Origin of the sequence: Candidatus Rhabdochlamydia oedothoracis, assembly GCF_019453995.1 — a bacterium.
GTDB classification, from domain to species: Bacteria; Chlamydiota; Chlamydiia; order Chlamydiales; family Rhabdochlamydiaceae; genus Rhabdochlamydia; species Rhabdochlamydia oedothoracis.
Map to the genome: position 1 here is coordinate 440,743 of NZ_CP075587.1, position 14,449 is coordinate 455,191.

Consider the following 14,449-nt stretch of genomic DNA (forward strand, 5'->3'; position numbering starts at 1 on the left):
ATGAAAATCATTTTTTTTGGCACCTCTTCTTTTGCTGCGCAAATTTTATTTTATCTTGTACAAAATCAAGTTAATGTAATAGCTGTTGTTACGCGTCCCGATCGTCCAACAGGACGATCGTTAAAATCTTCTTTCCCTCCGGTAAAGCAAACCGCAATTCGATTAAATGTACCTATCTTTCAGCCTGAAAAAGCTTCTTCTCCAGAATTTGTTGCACAACTTAAAAGTCTACAAGCTGATCTTTTCATTGTGGTGGCTTATGGAGAGATTGTAAAAAAAGAAGTCTTAGACCTCCCTTCTTTGGGATGTATTAATATCCATGCAAGTCTGCTCCCTAAATATAGGGGAGCTGCTCCTATGCAAAGGTGTCTTATAAATGCAGAAAAAGAAACAGGTATTTCTATTATTGAAATGACTCCAAAAATGGATGCAGGGGATATCATATCTATGCAAAAAATCCCTATTCCTTTTGAAATGACTCATGGTGAGCTTGAAAAAGAGTTATGTGTATTAGCTCAAGAAATGATCTTACAAGTAATTGAGCAATTTAGAAATCATTCTATAAAAAGAATCCCACAAGATCATTCTCAAATGAGTTTAGCTCCAAAAATATCTGCTGAAGAAAAAGAAATTGACTGGGATCTTGATTCTCATCTATTGCATAACCGCATTCGAGCTTTATCCCCCTCCCCGGGTGCTTTTTGCATATTAGAGATAAAAAATCAAAAAAAGCGCCTTAAAATCCTACGCGCATTTCCAGAAAATCTCCCATCCTCAGAAAACCCGGGTTCTCTTGTTACATTAGGTAAAGAAGTAGAGGTTGTCTGCGGACAAGGAATATTGCGTCTTCTGGAAGTGCAACTCGAAGGCAAACGAGCTATGTCAGCATCTGATTGCTTTAATGGTCTTCAAAACCCAAAAATTATTTGATAAAAATTTTTTTTAAATATGCTACTTTCTAATAGATATTTATTTTTACTTAAGCTATAATCATATTCCTTTTAAATTTAAAATCCATTAAATCAAGGTTTGTTATTATGACTTCTCCTATTAAAATTGTTGCTTTACCAGTTCAATATATATGGCATGTGTCTGAAAAGATAGGGCTTAATAAGGCAATGCAAATTGGTTTTAAGTTTTTTAAAAGCTACGGGGATGAGCCAAAGGATTTAGCTAAGCTTTTTCAAGTTTTTAGCGAATGGGCTGTCGTTTTGTGTAAAAACAAATCTACTTTTAAAGGTTTCGAAACAGCTCAAAAAGTAGCTGCCTTTAGCAAGCAGGCAAAGTGTTTCTTAAGTTTTTCAGGAATTTGTACGCAATTAGTAAAAGCAAGAAATGCTTTAGTTCCACTAATCGAGCAAGAAAGAACTTTTACAGCCACAGCTTTGAAAACGGTTATTGATCAAGGAACTGGATTGTGTGCTAGTGCGGTTGATATCATAACGCTTTTGAATCTTCTTGGGTTTATATCTTCAAAAAATAAGTATATGTCAGCAATAAAAATAGGAAATTGTATTGCGACTGTTTTAGGCGCAATTTCACGTTTAGGAAGTGATGCTAATAACTTGCAAGAAGAATATGCACAAGGGCGTCTTGTGTCTAGAGCTAGTTGGAAAAAAACCGTTTCCATATTAGGACACGTCGCTGTTTTCTCTCTAGGGGCTCTCCCCTTGCTAGAACGCTTTAAAGGTTACAAGCCTTTAGATAAAAACTTTTTCTTAAAACTTAGTACAGTTTCTGTATTAAGCACATTATTTAATAAACATATTCAGTCTTTTCAAGTTTGAAGTGCACAGAAGAATTAAAAAAAGAATAGGCAGGCGATGAAAGAATCTCTATTGTGATTTTTAACAATCAAACACAAGGAGAGACCTTGCCTAAAGGCTACCATCACCTAACCTATGACCAAAGATGTCAGATTTATATTTTAAAAGCTAGAGGAGATACATCTAGCTCAATAGCAAACATTCTAAAAGTTCATCATAGCACTATTAGTAGGGAACTTAAGAGAAATAAAGGGCAACGAGGATACCGTCATCAGCAAGCTCAAGAAAAAGCATTTCTTAGAAAAAATTCTCAGCCCAATAAAAAAATGACTCCTCAAATAGTTACCCGTATTGAAGAAAAAATCAAGTTGCAATGGAGCCCTATACAAATATCCGGATGGCTTAAAAGACATGGTAAAGAACATGTTAGTCATGAGACCATCTATAATCATATCTGGAAAGATAAACGACAGGGAGGACAGCTTTATAGAGAGCTCCGTCATCGAGGGAAAAAATATAACAAGCAGAGAAAGGGAGCTTCTGGAAGAGGGAACATGCCTGGTCGTATAGATATTAAGCAACGGCCTTGTATTGTAGAAAAAAAGACTCGTTTAGGAGACTGGGAACTAGATACAGTCATAGGGGCAGGACATAAAGGCGTAATTGTATCAATGGTAGAAAGAACTTCCAAGCTAACTAAGCTCGCCAAAGTTTCTCATAAAACTGCAGAGGAAGTAAGTCAAGCGTTAATTGAACAACTTAAACCTATCAAAGATTTTGTACACACATTAACAGCAGACAACGGAAAAGAATTTGCCTATCACCAAATGGTTAGTTTCGAGCTAGAGACAGACTTCTACTTTGCAACGCCCTACCATTCTTGGGAAAGAGGCTTAAATGAGCATACAAACGGACTAGTTAGGCAATATTTTCCTAAAACACAAAGCTTTTTAGATACGACTTCCAAGGATATAGAAAGGGTGGAAACTTTACTAAATAACAGACCTAGAAAGGCTCTCAACTTCGAAACTCCACTAGAAGTGTTTACGAGATTATCTACAAACATGCTATGCTCGGGTGCACAATAGATGTTTTTTCAAGTATTTATATGTTCTTTTTTGTGCACTTCAAGGTTGAAAGGGCCTTCCAAAAAGTCTATTTTCAGCTTAAAATGATGAATAACATGAGTATGAACCTATAGTTATTTAAATCGACATTGATAAAACAGCTTGATCTAAGGCTTCGGATAAATTAGCTACAGTAGGTAAAAGTTCTCGGATTTTCGTTTTCATATTGGCCCAATATTTTTCGATAGGATTTAAGTCCGGTGAATAAGGCGGGAGAAAGAGCATTTCGTAATTGCAAGTTCCTTCAAAACACATCGGTGCCAGCAATTTCTTCACTTGTAGTGCCGAAATTACACTCTGTCTACCAAATCGTTTTCCTGAAATTCCTCCAAATATTTGTTTTCCCCTCGCGCTCCTCGCATATTGCCTATGCACATATTGACTGATTCCGCTCTGATCCAAATAGACCCTTTTTTCAGGAGAAATTGCCTCTATCTTTTTTAGATATTCCGCTCTTGCTTCCGCGTTCCTTTCCTTATAAAACGCAATCTTTTTTTTCTTGTAATCTTGAGTCTTTTCAAAGCGTAAATGCTTTGCAATGAACCTATCTTGAATTGAATATAAATTTTCGCTATGATACCAGATCTTTTTATTTTTTAACTAAAGACAGATGACATGAGCAAGCAAGGATTAAATGAAGAACAGTTTAAAATACTCGAACCTCAAATGGAAAAATGGGTAAATCGTAACCATTATGGAAGAAAATTAGCGCCATGGAGACCTGTAGTGAATACTATTTTCTGGGTGCTTCGGACAGGAGCTCCTTGGAAAGATGCACCTAGAAACAAGGAGTTTTCTCATCCCTCAACAGCACACGCATGGCTTGGAAGAATGCAATCTGCTGGATTTTTAGATCAATTTTTAGAAGAGCTGCTTAAGCTTGCCGAACAGCTGGGGTGTATTGATGCCCAGAGACTCTCTGTAGATGGTTTTTTTTTCCAGCGGACGCGGAGGAGGAGAGCAAGTTGATTATGGCTACAAAGGTAAAGGCGTGACATCGCATTTACTGGTAGAAAAATCAGGAAAGCCTCTTGCAATCACTTTTACATTAGCATCCGGGGATGAGAAAAAACAAGTGATCCCTCTGCTTAGGAAAGTCATTCCCTTCATTAAAAAAGCATGGAATCAGGGAAAAGTACCCATACTTGAAGCAGATAAAGGTTATGACTCAGAGCAAACACGTATCGATGTTCTTTCCCATGAGGTTTTTCCTCTGATAGCTCGGAAAAGAAACACTAAGGGATATAAGATAAAAGGCAGTTGCTACCTTGAAAAGCAACGTTGGGTCGTTGAGAGAACGATTTCTTGGTTAAAGACATGCTTCCGTTGTTCGGTGTAAAAAATGTTTTAGCAGATGGAGGATATTCTGGAGAAAAATTTGCAAAGAGTGTGCAGGAGATATTAGGATGTATAGTACAAATAGCCAAAAGAAATACACTTCATACTTTTACAGTTATTCCCAAAAGATGGGTTGTAGAGCGTTCTTTTGCGTGGATAGAAAAATGTCGCAGGCTATGGAAAAATTGCGAAAGAAAACTACATACAAGCCTGAATATGGTGGTTCTTGCTTTTATTGCTCTACTTTTGAAAAGATTTCAAACAGGCTCTTAGAGCTAACTTAAGAAAGCTGTGGCGCTATTAATATAGAGTCGATTTAATAAAATAAATAAGATAGAGCGCTAATATTAAATTAAGTATGATTTTTTATAGAAATATACTGGTTTGATTTCAGATCTAAGAATTGCATAACTAGGGTTTTTTTGAAAAACGTGTTATCTTTTGTGTAAAAATATTTATATATTCAAAATCTTAATTCGAATGCAAATGAGGATACTAAAAAGTCTATTTAGCCCTTCTTTAAGATGTTTAGTCCCAAAGTGTGATGGATTGGGTTAATTCTAAAATTTTTTGGTTTTTTTTGCCAACTTTTGATAGTATGCTCAAATGGTGTCAATCCCTTTACAGCTTTCAATCTTTTCGCAAAGTTATAGGCATTTAAAAAATTATATAAATGCTCTTTTAACTGCTGATGGGTTTGGTAGTGGTATCTTTTCGTGGTTTACTTTTGTTAACCGATGCTCTATCTGGTTTTCATCACATACTCGATCGAAAATGTGTGTAAAAGCATATAAATCTTGTTGCCTATGGGTAAATTGGATGCCGTTATACTCGTTTGTTTTTAAATTAAGATTTAACTAAGCAAAATTTCCTAGATAAAAGAGGCTGCAGTTCTTCCCGATATTTAGGAATGTTTTCAAAAAAGGCATAAATTGCCGTCAATCAATACCGATCCATCTTGGCTGGGTTTGGATGCTCTTTTTTTAGAGGTTCAAGCATCTAAGTGTTTTTTGCCTCAGCAGAAATATCATGAAAGGGCATTAGATGTTTATGATGTGGGAGAAGAGCTTTTAAGTGGAGTAGAGTTGCTCAATGATGCTAAGAAGCTAGCCGTTTTAATTTCTCTTTCTTCCGATCTGCAAAAGCGACTAGAAAAAGTAAATGAAGTTTTTTACCTTTTTACTCAAGTGTTCTATCTTTTTCAGGAGAGGTATCAAGGTTATTTGCATTACGCCTTAAGTTGTCATCCTAGAAAAATGTAGGATCTCTTTGCTTAAAATAGCGGAAATATCCGTAAAAATTTCTTTAGGAGTGCTTAAAAAGAACTTCAAGAAGTTAGATGGTTCAATACTTGCGTTAATGTAGTTGTATTTTAGTTTTAAAAATTTCTGCTCATCTATATGATAACAATGTGCTCTCTTCTCAATAAGGGAAAATTTTCCTTAAAAGAAAATGGATTTGCTTATGGATCTTAAGAGAAAAAGATTGAAACTTAGGGAATGGGGCTTTTTGCTCTTTGTTTTAGGGTTTATTTTCTCTTTGCTCATCATTTCTTGGCTATTGCCTAGATAAAAAGCAAAGAATGTAAAAAAGACGTTGAGGAAAAAATCAGCTTTTTGGTAGCCTCCTTGCTTAAGCCGCAATTAAAGGCTTAAAGAGCAAGAAAGTACAAAGCATTCATAAGCGCGTATACTCCTTGTTGCTGTCAGACACCTCTCATTCTGATGTTACTGTTTATAACAGTGCCTTTAAAAGAGATCACTCGCGGCGATAATCTGTATAATAAGGAAAAAGTATGACTTTAAAATTTCAGGGAAAGAAAAAAGGAATGACAATGCGATTTGATGCTCAAGGTAATCAAATTGTTTGCACAGTGATTTTGGTAGAGCCTAATGTCATAGCTCAAATTAAAAGTAGCCAAGGCAAAGATGGCTATAATGCTGTTCAGCTAGCGGCTTATAAGGTTAAACCTTCAAAGGTTAAAAATGTTTCTAAACCACTACAAGGCCATTTTGCAAAAGCAAAAATAGAGCCAAGATCTTCTTTAAAAGAATCTAGAGTAGAGAATGTAGAAGACTTTCAAGTGGCTCAAGAGCTTAATGTAAGCTATTTTAATGAGATTAGCTACGTAGATATTTCTGGTATTTCGAAAGGTAAAGGTCATCAAGGGGTTATGAAACGTCATAATTTTGCAGGCGGCCCTGCTTCTCATGGTTCTGGGTTTCATCGTCATGGTGGTTCAACTGGTATGCGTTCTACGCCAGGTCGTTGTTTGCCAGGACAAAAAAAGTCGGGTCGAATGGGAAACGAAATGGTAACCACGCAGAATTTGCGTGTAGTAAAAGTCGATTTAGAAAAGAATGTTATCCTTGTCGGGGGCGCTGTTCCAGGGCCGCGCAATGGATTAGTTTATATCTCAAAAGCAAAAAAGAAAGCGTAAGGGAGTTATAGTCGTGGCCTATCTAAAGGAATATAATTTATCTGGTAAAGAAGTAGGAAAAATTGAAATCGATGATGAACTACTCAGTCCAGCTGCAAATACGCAAATGATTAAAGATTATGTTACAGCTCTGCGCGCAAACGCTCGTCAGTGGTCCGCAAATACAAAAACAAGAGCAGAGGTAAATCATAGCGGTAAAAAACCTCATCCTCAAAAGGGTACTGGTAGAGCAAGGCAGGGTTATTTGGGTGCTCCTCAGTATAAAGGAGGAGGGCGTGTTCATGCTCCTAGGCCAAAATTTGATCAGCACGTAAAAATGAACAAAAAAGAGAAGCGTGCTGTCATTCGTCAATTGTTGATTGAAAAAGTATTGAATGATTCTCTGCATGTTTTGCAATTTGCAGAAATGAATAAGCCGCAAACAAAACAAGTTGTGCAATTTTTAAAGGCAAGAGATTTAGAAAATAAAAAGATTATTTTTTTAGCTGAGAGCGGTGATGAAGGACAGAGCACTATATTGCTAGAAAAATATCATACGCTATTTTTAAGTGCTCGTAATATTCTTGGATTGAGATTTCTTCCATTAACTATTGTAAATGGATATGACGTAATTGCTAATCAACATCTGATTGTGATGAATTCGGCTGTAGATCAGTTAAAAGTTCTATTGGGAGGACAGGGTTAATTATGTTAAAAAAGAGTCCTTACGATGTTATATTATCTCGTCATATAACAGAAAAAGCACTAGTTATGGAAAAATTACAATCCAATGAGAGTAATCCTTCTGTTAGGAAATGTAAAACTCCGAAGTATGTTTTTTTAGTTGCAAAAAAAGCGAATAAACAAGAGATCAAGCAAGCTCTTGAAAAGATTTACATCGATAAAAAAATTAAAGTTACATCTGTGAATACAATTACTATTAAGCCCAAAGCGAAGCGTGTAAGAGGACGTCTAGGAAAAAAAGCAGGTTTTAAAAAAGCCATTGTTTCCTTAGAGCCAGGGGATAATATTGAGGATAAAGGTTAAGCTAAGGAGCCTTGGAATCACTATGTTAAAAAAATTTCGACCCACTACAGCAGGGCAGCGTCATCTTGTTTTAACCAAGCAAGAAGCTTTAAGCTGTGTAAAGCCTGAAAAGTCTTTAATTGAAAAGAAAAAAAGAACAAATGGCCGTAACCACCATGGTCACATTACTTGTAGGCATAAAGGCGGTGGTCATAAGCGTTTTTATCGCATTGTTGACTTTAAAAGAGATAAAGAAAACATACCTGCTAAAGTAGCGTCTATTGAATACGATCCTAATCGAACAGCTGCTATTGCTCTATTGAACTATTTTGATGGAGAAAAGCGTTATATTTTAGCTCCACAGGGATTAAAAATAGGTGCTGTAATAGCAACAAATGATCAAGGGCGATTTGATGTGGGTTTTTGTATGCGTCTAAAGCATATGCCTCTTGGATCGGTTGTTCATAATATTGAACTCTATCCGGGGCGAGGTGGTCAGCTTGTGCGTTCAGCAGGTCTTTCTGCTCAATTAATGGCAAAAGCCGATAATGGATATGTGAACTTAAAAATGCCATCTGGAGAAGTAAGGCTCATTCATGAAAATTGTAGAGCTACTTTTGGGGCTGTTTCCAATCCAGAAAGGAATTTACGTGTTGAGGGAAAAGCAGGACGCTCTCGCTGGAGAGGAATTCGTCCAACTGTTCGAGGAACAGCAATGAACCCGGTGGATCACCCGCATGGAGGAGGAGAGGGTAAACATAATGGATACCTTCCACAAACCCCATGGGCAAAAGATACTAAGGGACGCCGCACGCGTTCTAAGAAGAAATCTAGTAAAATGATCGTTAAAGACCGTAGGAAATAGATTGGGAGTTTGAAGCTTATATGGGAAGATCGCTAAAAAAAGGGCCGTTTGTAGACCATCACTTGTTAGACAAAGTAAGTGTACAAAATAAAAATGGCAAAAAAAATCCTATCAAAACATGGTCACGACGATCCATGATTCTTCCTGAAATGATTGGACATACTTTTGATGTTCACAATGGAAAGAGGTTTATTAGTGTTTTCGTGTCCGATAATATGGTAGGTCATCGCCTTGGTGAATTTGCACCGACGAGAGTGTTTAAAGGACATGGATCGAAAAAAAGTACAGATAGTTCTAAATCTGCAACTTCAGGAAGAGGTTAAGAATTTATGCCACAAGCTTATGCGAAAACAAATTATGTGCGAATTAGTCCAAGAAAAGCGCGTTTAGCCGCTGATTTAATTAGAGGTCTCAAAGTTGAGGAGGCTGTAATACAATTGCGTTTTTGTAAATTAAAAGCAGGAATGCTTCTGCAAAAGACGTTAAACTCTGCAGTTGCTAATGCAGAAACACAGTTACAAGTTCAAAGGCGCGATTTAATTGTAAAAGAAGTGAGAGTGGATGTGGGCCCTGTTTTAAAGCGTGCCAAGCCAAAAAATAGAGGTGGAAGCCATCCAATTATGAAAAGAACTAGTCATTTTACAATAGCTGTTGCTGCTGAATAGAGGGGAAATAATGGGTCAAAAGACATCGCCGATTGGGTTTAGATTAATTAGAAATAAGAGATGGCGTTCTCTTTGGTATGCCAACAAACAAGAGTTTGGTGATTTACTAGGAGAGGATGATAGGATTCGTAAGCACTTGATGAAAAAGTCCTGTTGCGTAGGTACTTCTAGAATCGTTATTAGAAGAATGAGTGGTAAAGTAGAGGTGACTATTTATACAGCGCGCCCAGGCTTGGTTATTGGAAAAAAAGCTGCAGAACTCGATATCTTGAAGCAAGAACTTAGAAAGTTAACAGGAAAAGAGATTTGGATCGAAGTTGAAGAAATTAAAAGACCAGATCTTGAAGCGCAACTTGTAGCTGAAAATATAGCGAGACAGTTAGAGCGCCGAATCCCTTTTAGAAGAATTATGAAAAAGGCTATGCAAGCTACTATGGATGCAGGAGCTATTGGAATTAAAGTGCAAATTTCAGGACGTATTGGTGGTGCTGAAATCGCTCGTGTAGAGTGGTATATATTAGGAAGTGTTCCTTTGCATACACTGCGAGCTGATATTGATTATGCAACAGCCAGAGCGGAAACCACTTATGGTTCTATTGGAATCAAAGTGTGCATTAATAAAGGCGAAGACGAGATAAATCGATCAAAAGTAGTAGGAGGCTAACATGGCCCAAATGCCAGCTCGTACAAAATATAGAAAAACTCAAAAAGGAAGTCGTTCCGGCTTAAGTAAAAGTGGTAATTTTGTAGAATTCGGTGAATTTGGGATGAAAGTTCTCGAAAGAGGCGACATAAAAGCTAATCAAATTGAAGCTTGTAGAGTTGCCATTAATCGACATTTTCAGCGCCGTGGCCAAGTTTGGATTCGAATTTTTCCGCATAAGCCTGTAACTAGAAAGCCAGCTGAAACTCGTATGGGAAAAGGAAAAGGTGCAGTAGATCATTGGATAGCGGTTGTTCAACCTGGTAGAATATTGTTTGAAGTAGCTGGAGTATCTAAAACAGATGCCCAAGATGCATTAAAAAAAGCGGCAGCTAAATTAGGACTTCGTACTAGATTTGTTGAACGAGTAGAGCGAGTATAAAATAAGGTTTTACAAATGCCAAAAAAAGCAAAAGAATTAAGAGATCAATCAAAAGAAGAATTACAAGCTCTTTATGCCGATTTATCTAAAGAGATTTTCGAGTTGCGCAATGAGTTAAAGACAACACGTAAATTGGAAAAACCTCATTTAATTCGATTAAAAAAAAGAGATAGAGCAAGAGTCTTGACAGTCCTTCAAGAGAAAAAGGCATAAACGTAGGTAAAGAATGGAAAAACAAGCAGATCAAAAATGTAACACAAAGCGTAAAGTTAGAGAAGGTGTAGTTGTTTCTAACAAAATGCAAAAGACCGTTAAGGTTCGTGTAGATCGTACATTTAAGCACCCTAATTTTAATAAGGTGATTACACGCGGTAAAATCTATTACGCTCATGTTGAAGAAGAAGAAGTTGAGATCGGAAAGCTTGTAAAAATTATTGAAACGCGCCCTCTTTCAAAATTGAAAAGATGGCGTGTATTGCAAGTGCTTTGATGAAAAACAGATGCATAAATTACTAGGAATACAAAGGCCATGATTCAAGAAGAAACCGAATTAGAAGTAGCAGATAACACCGGTGCTAAGCGTGTGCGTTGTTTTAGAATTATAAAAAAAGGTTCTAAGCGTCCTCGTGCAGGTGTAGGCGATGTAATTATTTGCGCTGTAAAAGAATCTGATCCTAAAGGAACTGTTAAAAAGGGCAAAGTAGTTAAAGCTGTTATTGTTAGAACATGCAGTAGCATTTCTCGTAAAGATGGAAGCCAACTATCCTTTTTTGATAATAGCTGCGTAATTATCGATGACAAGGGAAATCCTCAAGGAACGCGTATTTTTGGTCCTATTGCACGTGAAGTGCGTGAAAGAGGTTATATTAAAATTACCTCGTTAGCACCAGAAGTGATTTAAGGGAGAATCTATGAGTAAGTGGATTAAGAAAGGTGACATTGTTGTTGTCATTTCAGGCAACGACAAAGGAAAGTCGGGTGAAGTGATTTCTCGAAATAAAGAGCGAATCTTAGTGCAAGGGGTGAATCTTCGTAAGAAGCATGCTAAGCGTCAAACGAAAGCTCCGGGTGCTGGGATTATAGAAATTGAAACGCCTATTCATATTTCCAATGTCTCTTTATGCAATAAAGAAAATCAGCCAGTGAAGGTCAAAGTGCGCTTTGCAGCTGATGGAGCTAAAGAGTTATTTTATTTGGAAGGGGATAAGCAAATTAAATTTCGCCAGGTTAAAAAACATTCATAAGTAGAAGATAAACAATGTCTAGATTACATAAACGCTATAAAGAAGTTGTAAAAAAAGAACTGCAAAACAAGTTTAAGTATTCCAACTTAATGCTTATTCCTCAGCTAAAGAAAATTGTAATTAGCATGGGGATAGCGGAAGCTTCTAAAGATAAAAATGCGATGCAAGCTTGCGTCAAGGAAATGGCATTGTTATCAGGACAGAAGCCGATTTTGACAAAATCACGTCGAGCAATTGCTAATTTTAAGCTACGTGAAGATCAACCAATTGGAGTAAAGGTTACTCTTAGAAGGCAGAGGATGTATGATTTCCTTGATCGTTTTTGTCACATTGTTTCTCCTCGTATTCGAGATTTTCGCGGCTTTAACCCTAAGTGCGATGGTAGAGGAAGTTATTCTTTAGGGATTCAAGAGCAGCAGATTTTTCCAGAGGTTATTTTAGATGAGATAAAGAGAACGCAAGGAATGAATATCACATTTGTGACGTCCGCAGAAACTGATGAAGAGTGTCTTGAGCTATTAACATCACTTGGACTTCCATTTAAAACAGCAGAATAAAGGTGAGGGAGAGAAAAAATCATGTCATTAAGTGATCCAATTGCAGATTTGCTAACAAGAATTCGCAATGCAAAAAGTGCTCGTCATCGCTTTGTCATTTTTAGACCCAGTAAAGTAAAACTAGCAGTTATAAAAGTATTGCAAGAAAATGGATTTGTTGGTGAGTGTCTTGTCAATGAAGAAAAAAGAGAAGCAAGGCTTTTTTTAAAATATGCTAACGGAAGAGAACCTGTGTTAAAGGGTTTAAAGCGCATGTCTTCTCCTTCTGCAAGGCAGTACGTTGGTTATCTTGAAATTCCAATTGTTTACGGTGGAATGGGAGTTGCAATTGTGTCTACTTCTAAAGGTATTCGCGATGGTAAAGCCGCTCGAAGGGATCGACTTGGCGGTGAGTTATTATGTGTGGTTTGGTAATTTAAGAAGAGGTAATTTATATGTCACGTCTTGGGAAAATGCCAATCTCACTTGCCGGGAAAAAAATAGATATTAAGATCCAAAACGGACAAGTTCAAGTAAAAGGTCCTAAAGGTGAATTATCCATTCCTGCAATTAAAGGGATTTTGGTGAAAATAGAAAATGATCATTTGTTTGTTTTAAAAGATGAGCAAATAGAAGTACACAATAAAGATTATGGTTTAGCTAGAGCTTTGATCAATAATATGATCACAGGTGTAAGCACGGGATTTGAAAAACGATTGAAGTTAGAAGGTGTTGGGTATCGTGCTCAAATTAAAGAAAATATGCTCGATTTGCAAATTGGGCGCTCTCATCCCACAGAACTTTTGATTCCTGAAGGAATTAAAATAACAGTGGAAAAAGGGGTATTAATCATTATTGAAGGAATAAGCAAGTTTCTCGTAGGGCATTTTGCTGCTGAAATACGCGCAGAAAAAAAACCTGAACCTTATAAAGGCAAGGGAATCCGCTATGAGAAAGAGCATGTACGTAAAAAGGCTGGTAAAGCAGCAAAGGGAAAAACAGGTTAATTTTAAGGTAGAGCTTTTATGCTTAATGAATTGCAAAGTCGAAATACAAAAAGAAAAAGGCGAAGTTTGCGTATCAGAAAACAAGTGCGCGGCTCTAGCGATAAGCCTCGACTTTCTGTATTTAAATCGCTGAAACACATTTGTGCACAGTTAATCGATGACAAAAAAGGGATCACTCTTGTAAGCGCAAGCACGTATACGCCGCTTTTACGTCAAAAGAATTTGGGCAAAAAAAGTAAACAAGCTGCACGGGAAGTGGGTATTTTATTAGCGAATGCCGCTAAACAAAAAAATATTCAATTCGTTGTATTCGATCGCGGCCATCATAAATATCATGGGTTGCTAGCAGAACTTGCAGATGCTGCACGTCAGTCAGGGTTACAATTTTAAGTTAAGGGATGTAACATGGAACAAAATAAAAGACGCGCTGAAGAATTTGGAACGGAATTTGAAGACAAGGTTCTGTACGTTAACCGCTGTTGTAAAGCAGTAAAAGGCGGAAAGAAGTTTAGCTTTTCTGCACTAGTTCTTGTAGGCGATAGACAAGGTAGAATTGGTTTTGGCTTTGCTAAAGCAAATGAAGTATCAGACGCTATTCGCAAAGCAACAGAATCTGCTCGTAAAAATATCTTTACATTTGAAATGGAAGGGTCTACAATTCCGCATGAAGTTTTAGTAGATTGGGATGGTTGCACAGTTCTACTAAAGCCAGCTCGAGATGGAACAGGTGTTATTGCAGGTTCAAAGGTTCGTTCTGTGCTAGAGCTTGCTGGAATAAAAGATGTAATTGCAAAGATCTATGGCTCTAATAATCCTTTGAATCAAGTGCAAGCAACATTAACCGCTTTGGAAGGTCTTGTAAATCGTCAAAAAAATCTAGTAAATAGAGGTTTAGCATCATGATGACTTTATCGCAATTAGCTAACACTCACAGACCCAAGAAAAAAGTGCAAAGAGTAGGACGAGGTGTTGGTTCGAAAAGAGGAAAGACCTGTGGTCGTGGTAATAAAGGTGATAAGGCTCGTCAAGGTTATAAATACCGCTTTGGACATGAAGGAGGGCAAATTCCTTTATATAAAAAGTTACCTACTCGAGGTTTTACCAATGGGCGTTTTACCTCTTATGTGTTTGCAATTAATCTCCAAATGATCGACAAGCTATACCAAGATGGAGAAGTAGTTAGCTTAAATACGCTGCAAGAGAAAGGCATTGCCCCTCGCAGAGTCTCTGGAGGATTAAAAATCTTATCCAATGGAGAGCTAACTAAAAAAGTTAGCATTGAAGCGCGCTTCTTTTCTCAAGCAACAGAAGAGAAGTTGAAGAAACAGGGTATTTCTTATCAAAAAATAACAAGCTAATGGAACGTTAGAT

General features: G+C 37.1%; 26 protein-coding genes and 2 pseudogenes. 25 read left to right on the top strand and 3 right to left on the bottom strand.

All coding sequences use genetic code 11. From position 1 onward, the window contains the following. From fmt to RHABOEDO_RS02305, 3 genes are all read left to right on the top strand, one after another. Positions 1-930, top strand: coding sequence for a methionyl-tRNA formyltransferase (gene fmt, locus RHABOEDO_RS02295; RefSeq protein WP_215217492.1), 930 nt, complete (start codon positions 1-3; stop codon positions 928-930). 107 nt (positions 931-1,037) lie between these two features. Then, positions 1,038-1,787, top strand: a complete 750-nt coding sequence (locus RHABOEDO_RS02300) for a hypothetical protein (RefSeq protein WP_215217493.1) — start codon at positions 1,038-1,040, stop codon at positions 1,785-1,787. A gap of 53 nt (positions 1,788-1,840) precedes the next feature. Further along, on the top strand, positions 1,841-2,854 hold the full coding sequence (locus RHABOEDO_RS02305) for an IS30 family transposase (RefSeq protein ID WP_215216525.1): 1,014 nt from the start codon (positions 1,841-1,843) through the stop codon (positions 2,852-2,854). Between the two features lie 117 nt (positions 2,855-2,971). Here RHABOEDO_RS02305 and RHABOEDO_RS02310 read toward each other — a convergent pair whose 3' ends face one another. Both RHABOEDO_RS02310 and RHABOEDO_RS11410 read right to left on the bottom strand, forming a co-directional pair. Beyond that, positions 2,972-3,295, bottom strand: coding sequence for a transposase (locus RHABOEDO_RS02310; protein WP_220017720.1), 324 nt, complete (start codon positions 3,293-3,295; stop codon positions 2,972-2,974). A 38-nt stretch (positions 3,296-3,333) separates the two neighbouring features. Continuing rightward, positions 3,334-3,486 (bottom strand): IS630 transposase-related protein, encoded by a 153-nt coding sequence (locus tag RHABOEDO_RS11410; RefSeq protein WP_350339700.1) that lies wholly within the window; start codon positions 3,484-3,486, stop codon positions 3,334-3,336. Between the two features lie 22 nt (positions 3,487-3,508). Here RHABOEDO_RS11410 and RHABOEDO_RS02320 point away from each other — a divergent pair, with 22 nt between their 5' ends. The 3 genes and pseudogenes from RHABOEDO_RS02320 to RHABOEDO_RS02330 all read left to right on the top strand — a co-directional run. Then, positions 3,509-3,862 (top strand): transposase, encoded by a 354-nt coding sequence (locus RHABOEDO_RS02320; protein ID WP_215217041.1) that lies wholly within the window; start codon positions 3,509-3,511, stop codon positions 3,860-3,862. Beyond that, the gene (locus tag RHABOEDO_RS02325; RefSeq protein ID WP_220017722.1) at positions 3,819-4,232 is read left to right on the top strand and encodes a transposase; all 414 of its coding nucleotides are present in this window, start codon (positions 3,819-3,821) and stop codon (positions 4,230-4,232) included. Before RHABOEDO_RS02320 ends, RHABOEDO_RS02325 begins: the two co-directional genes overlap by 44 nt. After that, positions 4,229-4,504: pseudogene (locus RHABOEDO_RS02330) on the top strand (transposase); the annotation flags it as partial. The gene RHABOEDO_RS02325 and the pseudogene RHABOEDO_RS02330, both read left to right, overlap by 4 nt. A 235-nt stretch (positions 4,505-4,739) precedes the next feature. Here the strand turns inward: RHABOEDO_RS02330 and RHABOEDO_RS10680 are convergent. Next, positions 4,740-5,058, bottom strand: a pseudogene (locus RHABOEDO_RS10680) (IS481 family transposase); the annotation flags it as partial. A gap of 105 nt (positions 5,059-5,163) precedes the next feature. On the opposite strand from RHABOEDO_RS10680, the gene RHABOEDO_RS02340 reads away from it, so the two are divergent. The 19 genes from RHABOEDO_RS02340 (at position 5,164) to rplO (ending at position 14,436) form a co-directional block, all read left to right on the top strand. Beyond that, positions 5,164-5,493: a hypothetical protein gene (locus RHABOEDO_RS02340; protein WP_215216796.1), complete on the top strand. Its 330-nt coding sequence runs from the start codon at positions 5,164-5,166 to the stop codon at positions 5,491-5,493. Between the two features lie 533 nt (positions 5,494-6,026). Then, positions 6,027-6,671 carry a 50S ribosomal protein L3 gene (rplC, locus tag RHABOEDO_RS02345; protein ID WP_215216797.1) on the top strand — a complete coding sequence of 215 codons (645 nt, stop codon included), beginning with the start codon at positions 6,027-6,029 and terminating at the stop codon, positions 6,669-6,671. 61 nt (positions 6,672-6,732) lie between these two features. Further along, a complete protein-coding gene (rplD, locus tag RHABOEDO_RS02350) occupies positions 6,733-7,356 on the top strand; it encodes a 50S ribosomal protein L4 (protein WP_434062180.1) in 624 nt (207 codons plus the stop codon). Between the two features lie 2 nt (positions 7,357-7,358). Continuing rightward, positions 7,359-7,697 (top strand): 50S ribosomal protein L23, encoded by a 339-nt coding sequence (gene rplW / locus RHABOEDO_RS02355; protein WP_215216799.1) that lies wholly within the window; start codon positions 7,359-7,361, stop codon positions 7,695-7,697. 22 nt (positions 7,698-7,719) lie between these two features. Continuing rightward, entirely contained in the window at positions 7,720-8,541 is an 822-nt protein-coding gene (gene rplB / locus RHABOEDO_RS02360; RefSeq protein ID WP_215216800.1) for a 50S ribosomal protein L2, read from the top strand. Positions 8,542-8,561: 20 nt separating this feature from the next. Further along, positions 8,562-8,864, top strand: coding sequence for a 30S ribosomal protein S19 (rpsS, locus tag RHABOEDO_RS02365; protein WP_215216801.1), 303 nt, complete (start codon positions 8,562-8,564; stop codon positions 8,862-8,864). 6 nt (positions 8,865-8,870) lie between these two features. Beyond that, the gene (rplV, locus tag RHABOEDO_RS02370; protein ID WP_215216802.1) at positions 8,871-9,206 is read left to right on the top strand and encodes a 50S ribosomal protein L22; all 336 of its coding nucleotides are present in this window, start codon (positions 8,871-8,873) and stop codon (positions 9,204-9,206) included. 10 nt (positions 9,207-9,216) lie between these two features. Continuing rightward, complete coding sequence (rpsC, locus tag RHABOEDO_RS02375; RefSeq protein ID WP_215216803.1) at positions 9,217-9,870, top strand: 30S ribosomal protein S3; 654 nt, start codon at positions 9,217-9,219, stop codon at positions 9,868-9,870. A gap of 1 nt (position 9,871) precedes the next feature. After that, positions 9,872-10,291 carry a 50S ribosomal protein L16 gene (gene rplP, locus RHABOEDO_RS02380; protein WP_215216804.1) on the top strand — a complete coding sequence of 140 codons (420 nt, stop codon included), beginning with the start codon at positions 9,872-9,874 and terminating at the stop codon, positions 10,289-10,291. 15 nt (positions 10,292-10,306) lie between these two features. Then, a complete protein-coding gene (gene rpmC, locus RHABOEDO_RS02385; RefSeq protein WP_215216805.1) occupies positions 10,307-10,504 on the top strand; it encodes a 50S ribosomal protein L29 in 198 nt (65 codons plus the stop codon). Between the two features lie 13 nt (positions 10,505-10,517). Continuing rightward, entirely contained in the window at positions 10,518-10,781 is a 264-nt protein-coding gene (gene rpsQ / locus RHABOEDO_RS02390; protein ID WP_215216806.1) for a 30S ribosomal protein S17, read from the top strand. Positions 10,782-10,820: 39 nt separating this feature from the next. Continuing rightward, a complete protein-coding gene (rplN, locus tag RHABOEDO_RS02395) occupies positions 10,821-11,192 on the top strand; it encodes a 50S ribosomal protein L14 (protein ID WP_215216807.1) in 372 nt (123 codons plus the stop codon). A gap of 10 nt (positions 11,193-11,202) precedes the next feature. After that, positions 11,203-11,535, top strand: coding sequence for a 50S ribosomal protein L24 (rplX, locus tag RHABOEDO_RS02400; protein ID WP_215216808.1), 333 nt, complete (start codon positions 11,203-11,205; stop codon positions 11,533-11,535). Between the two features lie 14 nt (positions 11,536-11,549). Continuing rightward, positions 11,550-12,092, top strand: a complete 543-nt coding sequence (gene rplE / locus RHABOEDO_RS02405; RefSeq protein WP_215216809.1) for a 50S ribosomal protein L5 — start codon at positions 11,550-11,552, stop codon at positions 12,090-12,092. A 21-nt stretch (positions 12,093-12,113) separates the two neighbouring features. Beyond that, positions 12,114-12,506 carry a 30S ribosomal protein S8 gene (rpsH, locus tag RHABOEDO_RS02410; protein WP_194845551.1) on the top strand — a complete coding sequence of 131 codons (393 nt, stop codon included), beginning with the start codon at positions 12,114-12,116 and terminating at the stop codon, positions 12,504-12,506. A 20-nt stretch (positions 12,507-12,526) separates the two neighbouring features. Beyond that, the gene (gene rplF / locus RHABOEDO_RS02415) at positions 12,527-13,078 is read left to right on the top strand and encodes a 50S ribosomal protein L6 (protein WP_215216810.1); all 552 of its coding nucleotides are present in this window, start codon (positions 12,527-12,529) and stop codon (positions 13,076-13,078) included. A gap of 18 nt (positions 13,079-13,096) precedes the next feature. Next, positions 13,097-13,468 carry a 50S ribosomal protein L18 gene (rplR, locus tag RHABOEDO_RS02420; protein WP_215216811.1) on the top strand — a complete coding sequence of 124 codons (372 nt, stop codon included), beginning with the start codon at positions 13,097-13,099 and terminating at the stop codon, positions 13,466-13,468. Positions 13,469-13,483: 15 nt separating this feature from the next. Continuing rightward, positions 13,484-13,981: a 30S ribosomal protein S5 gene (rpsE, locus tag RHABOEDO_RS02425; RefSeq protein WP_215216812.1), complete on the top strand. Its 498-nt coding sequence runs from the start codon at positions 13,484-13,486 to the stop codon at positions 13,979-13,981. After that, a complete protein-coding gene (gene rplO, locus RHABOEDO_RS02430) occupies positions 13,981-14,436 on the top strand; it encodes a 50S ribosomal protein L15 (protein WP_281069560.1) in 456 nt (151 codons plus the stop codon). The genes rpsE and rplO overlap by 1 nt, the downstream gene beginning before the upstream one ends. The last annotated feature ends 13 nt before the right edge of the window (positions 14,437-14,449 follow it).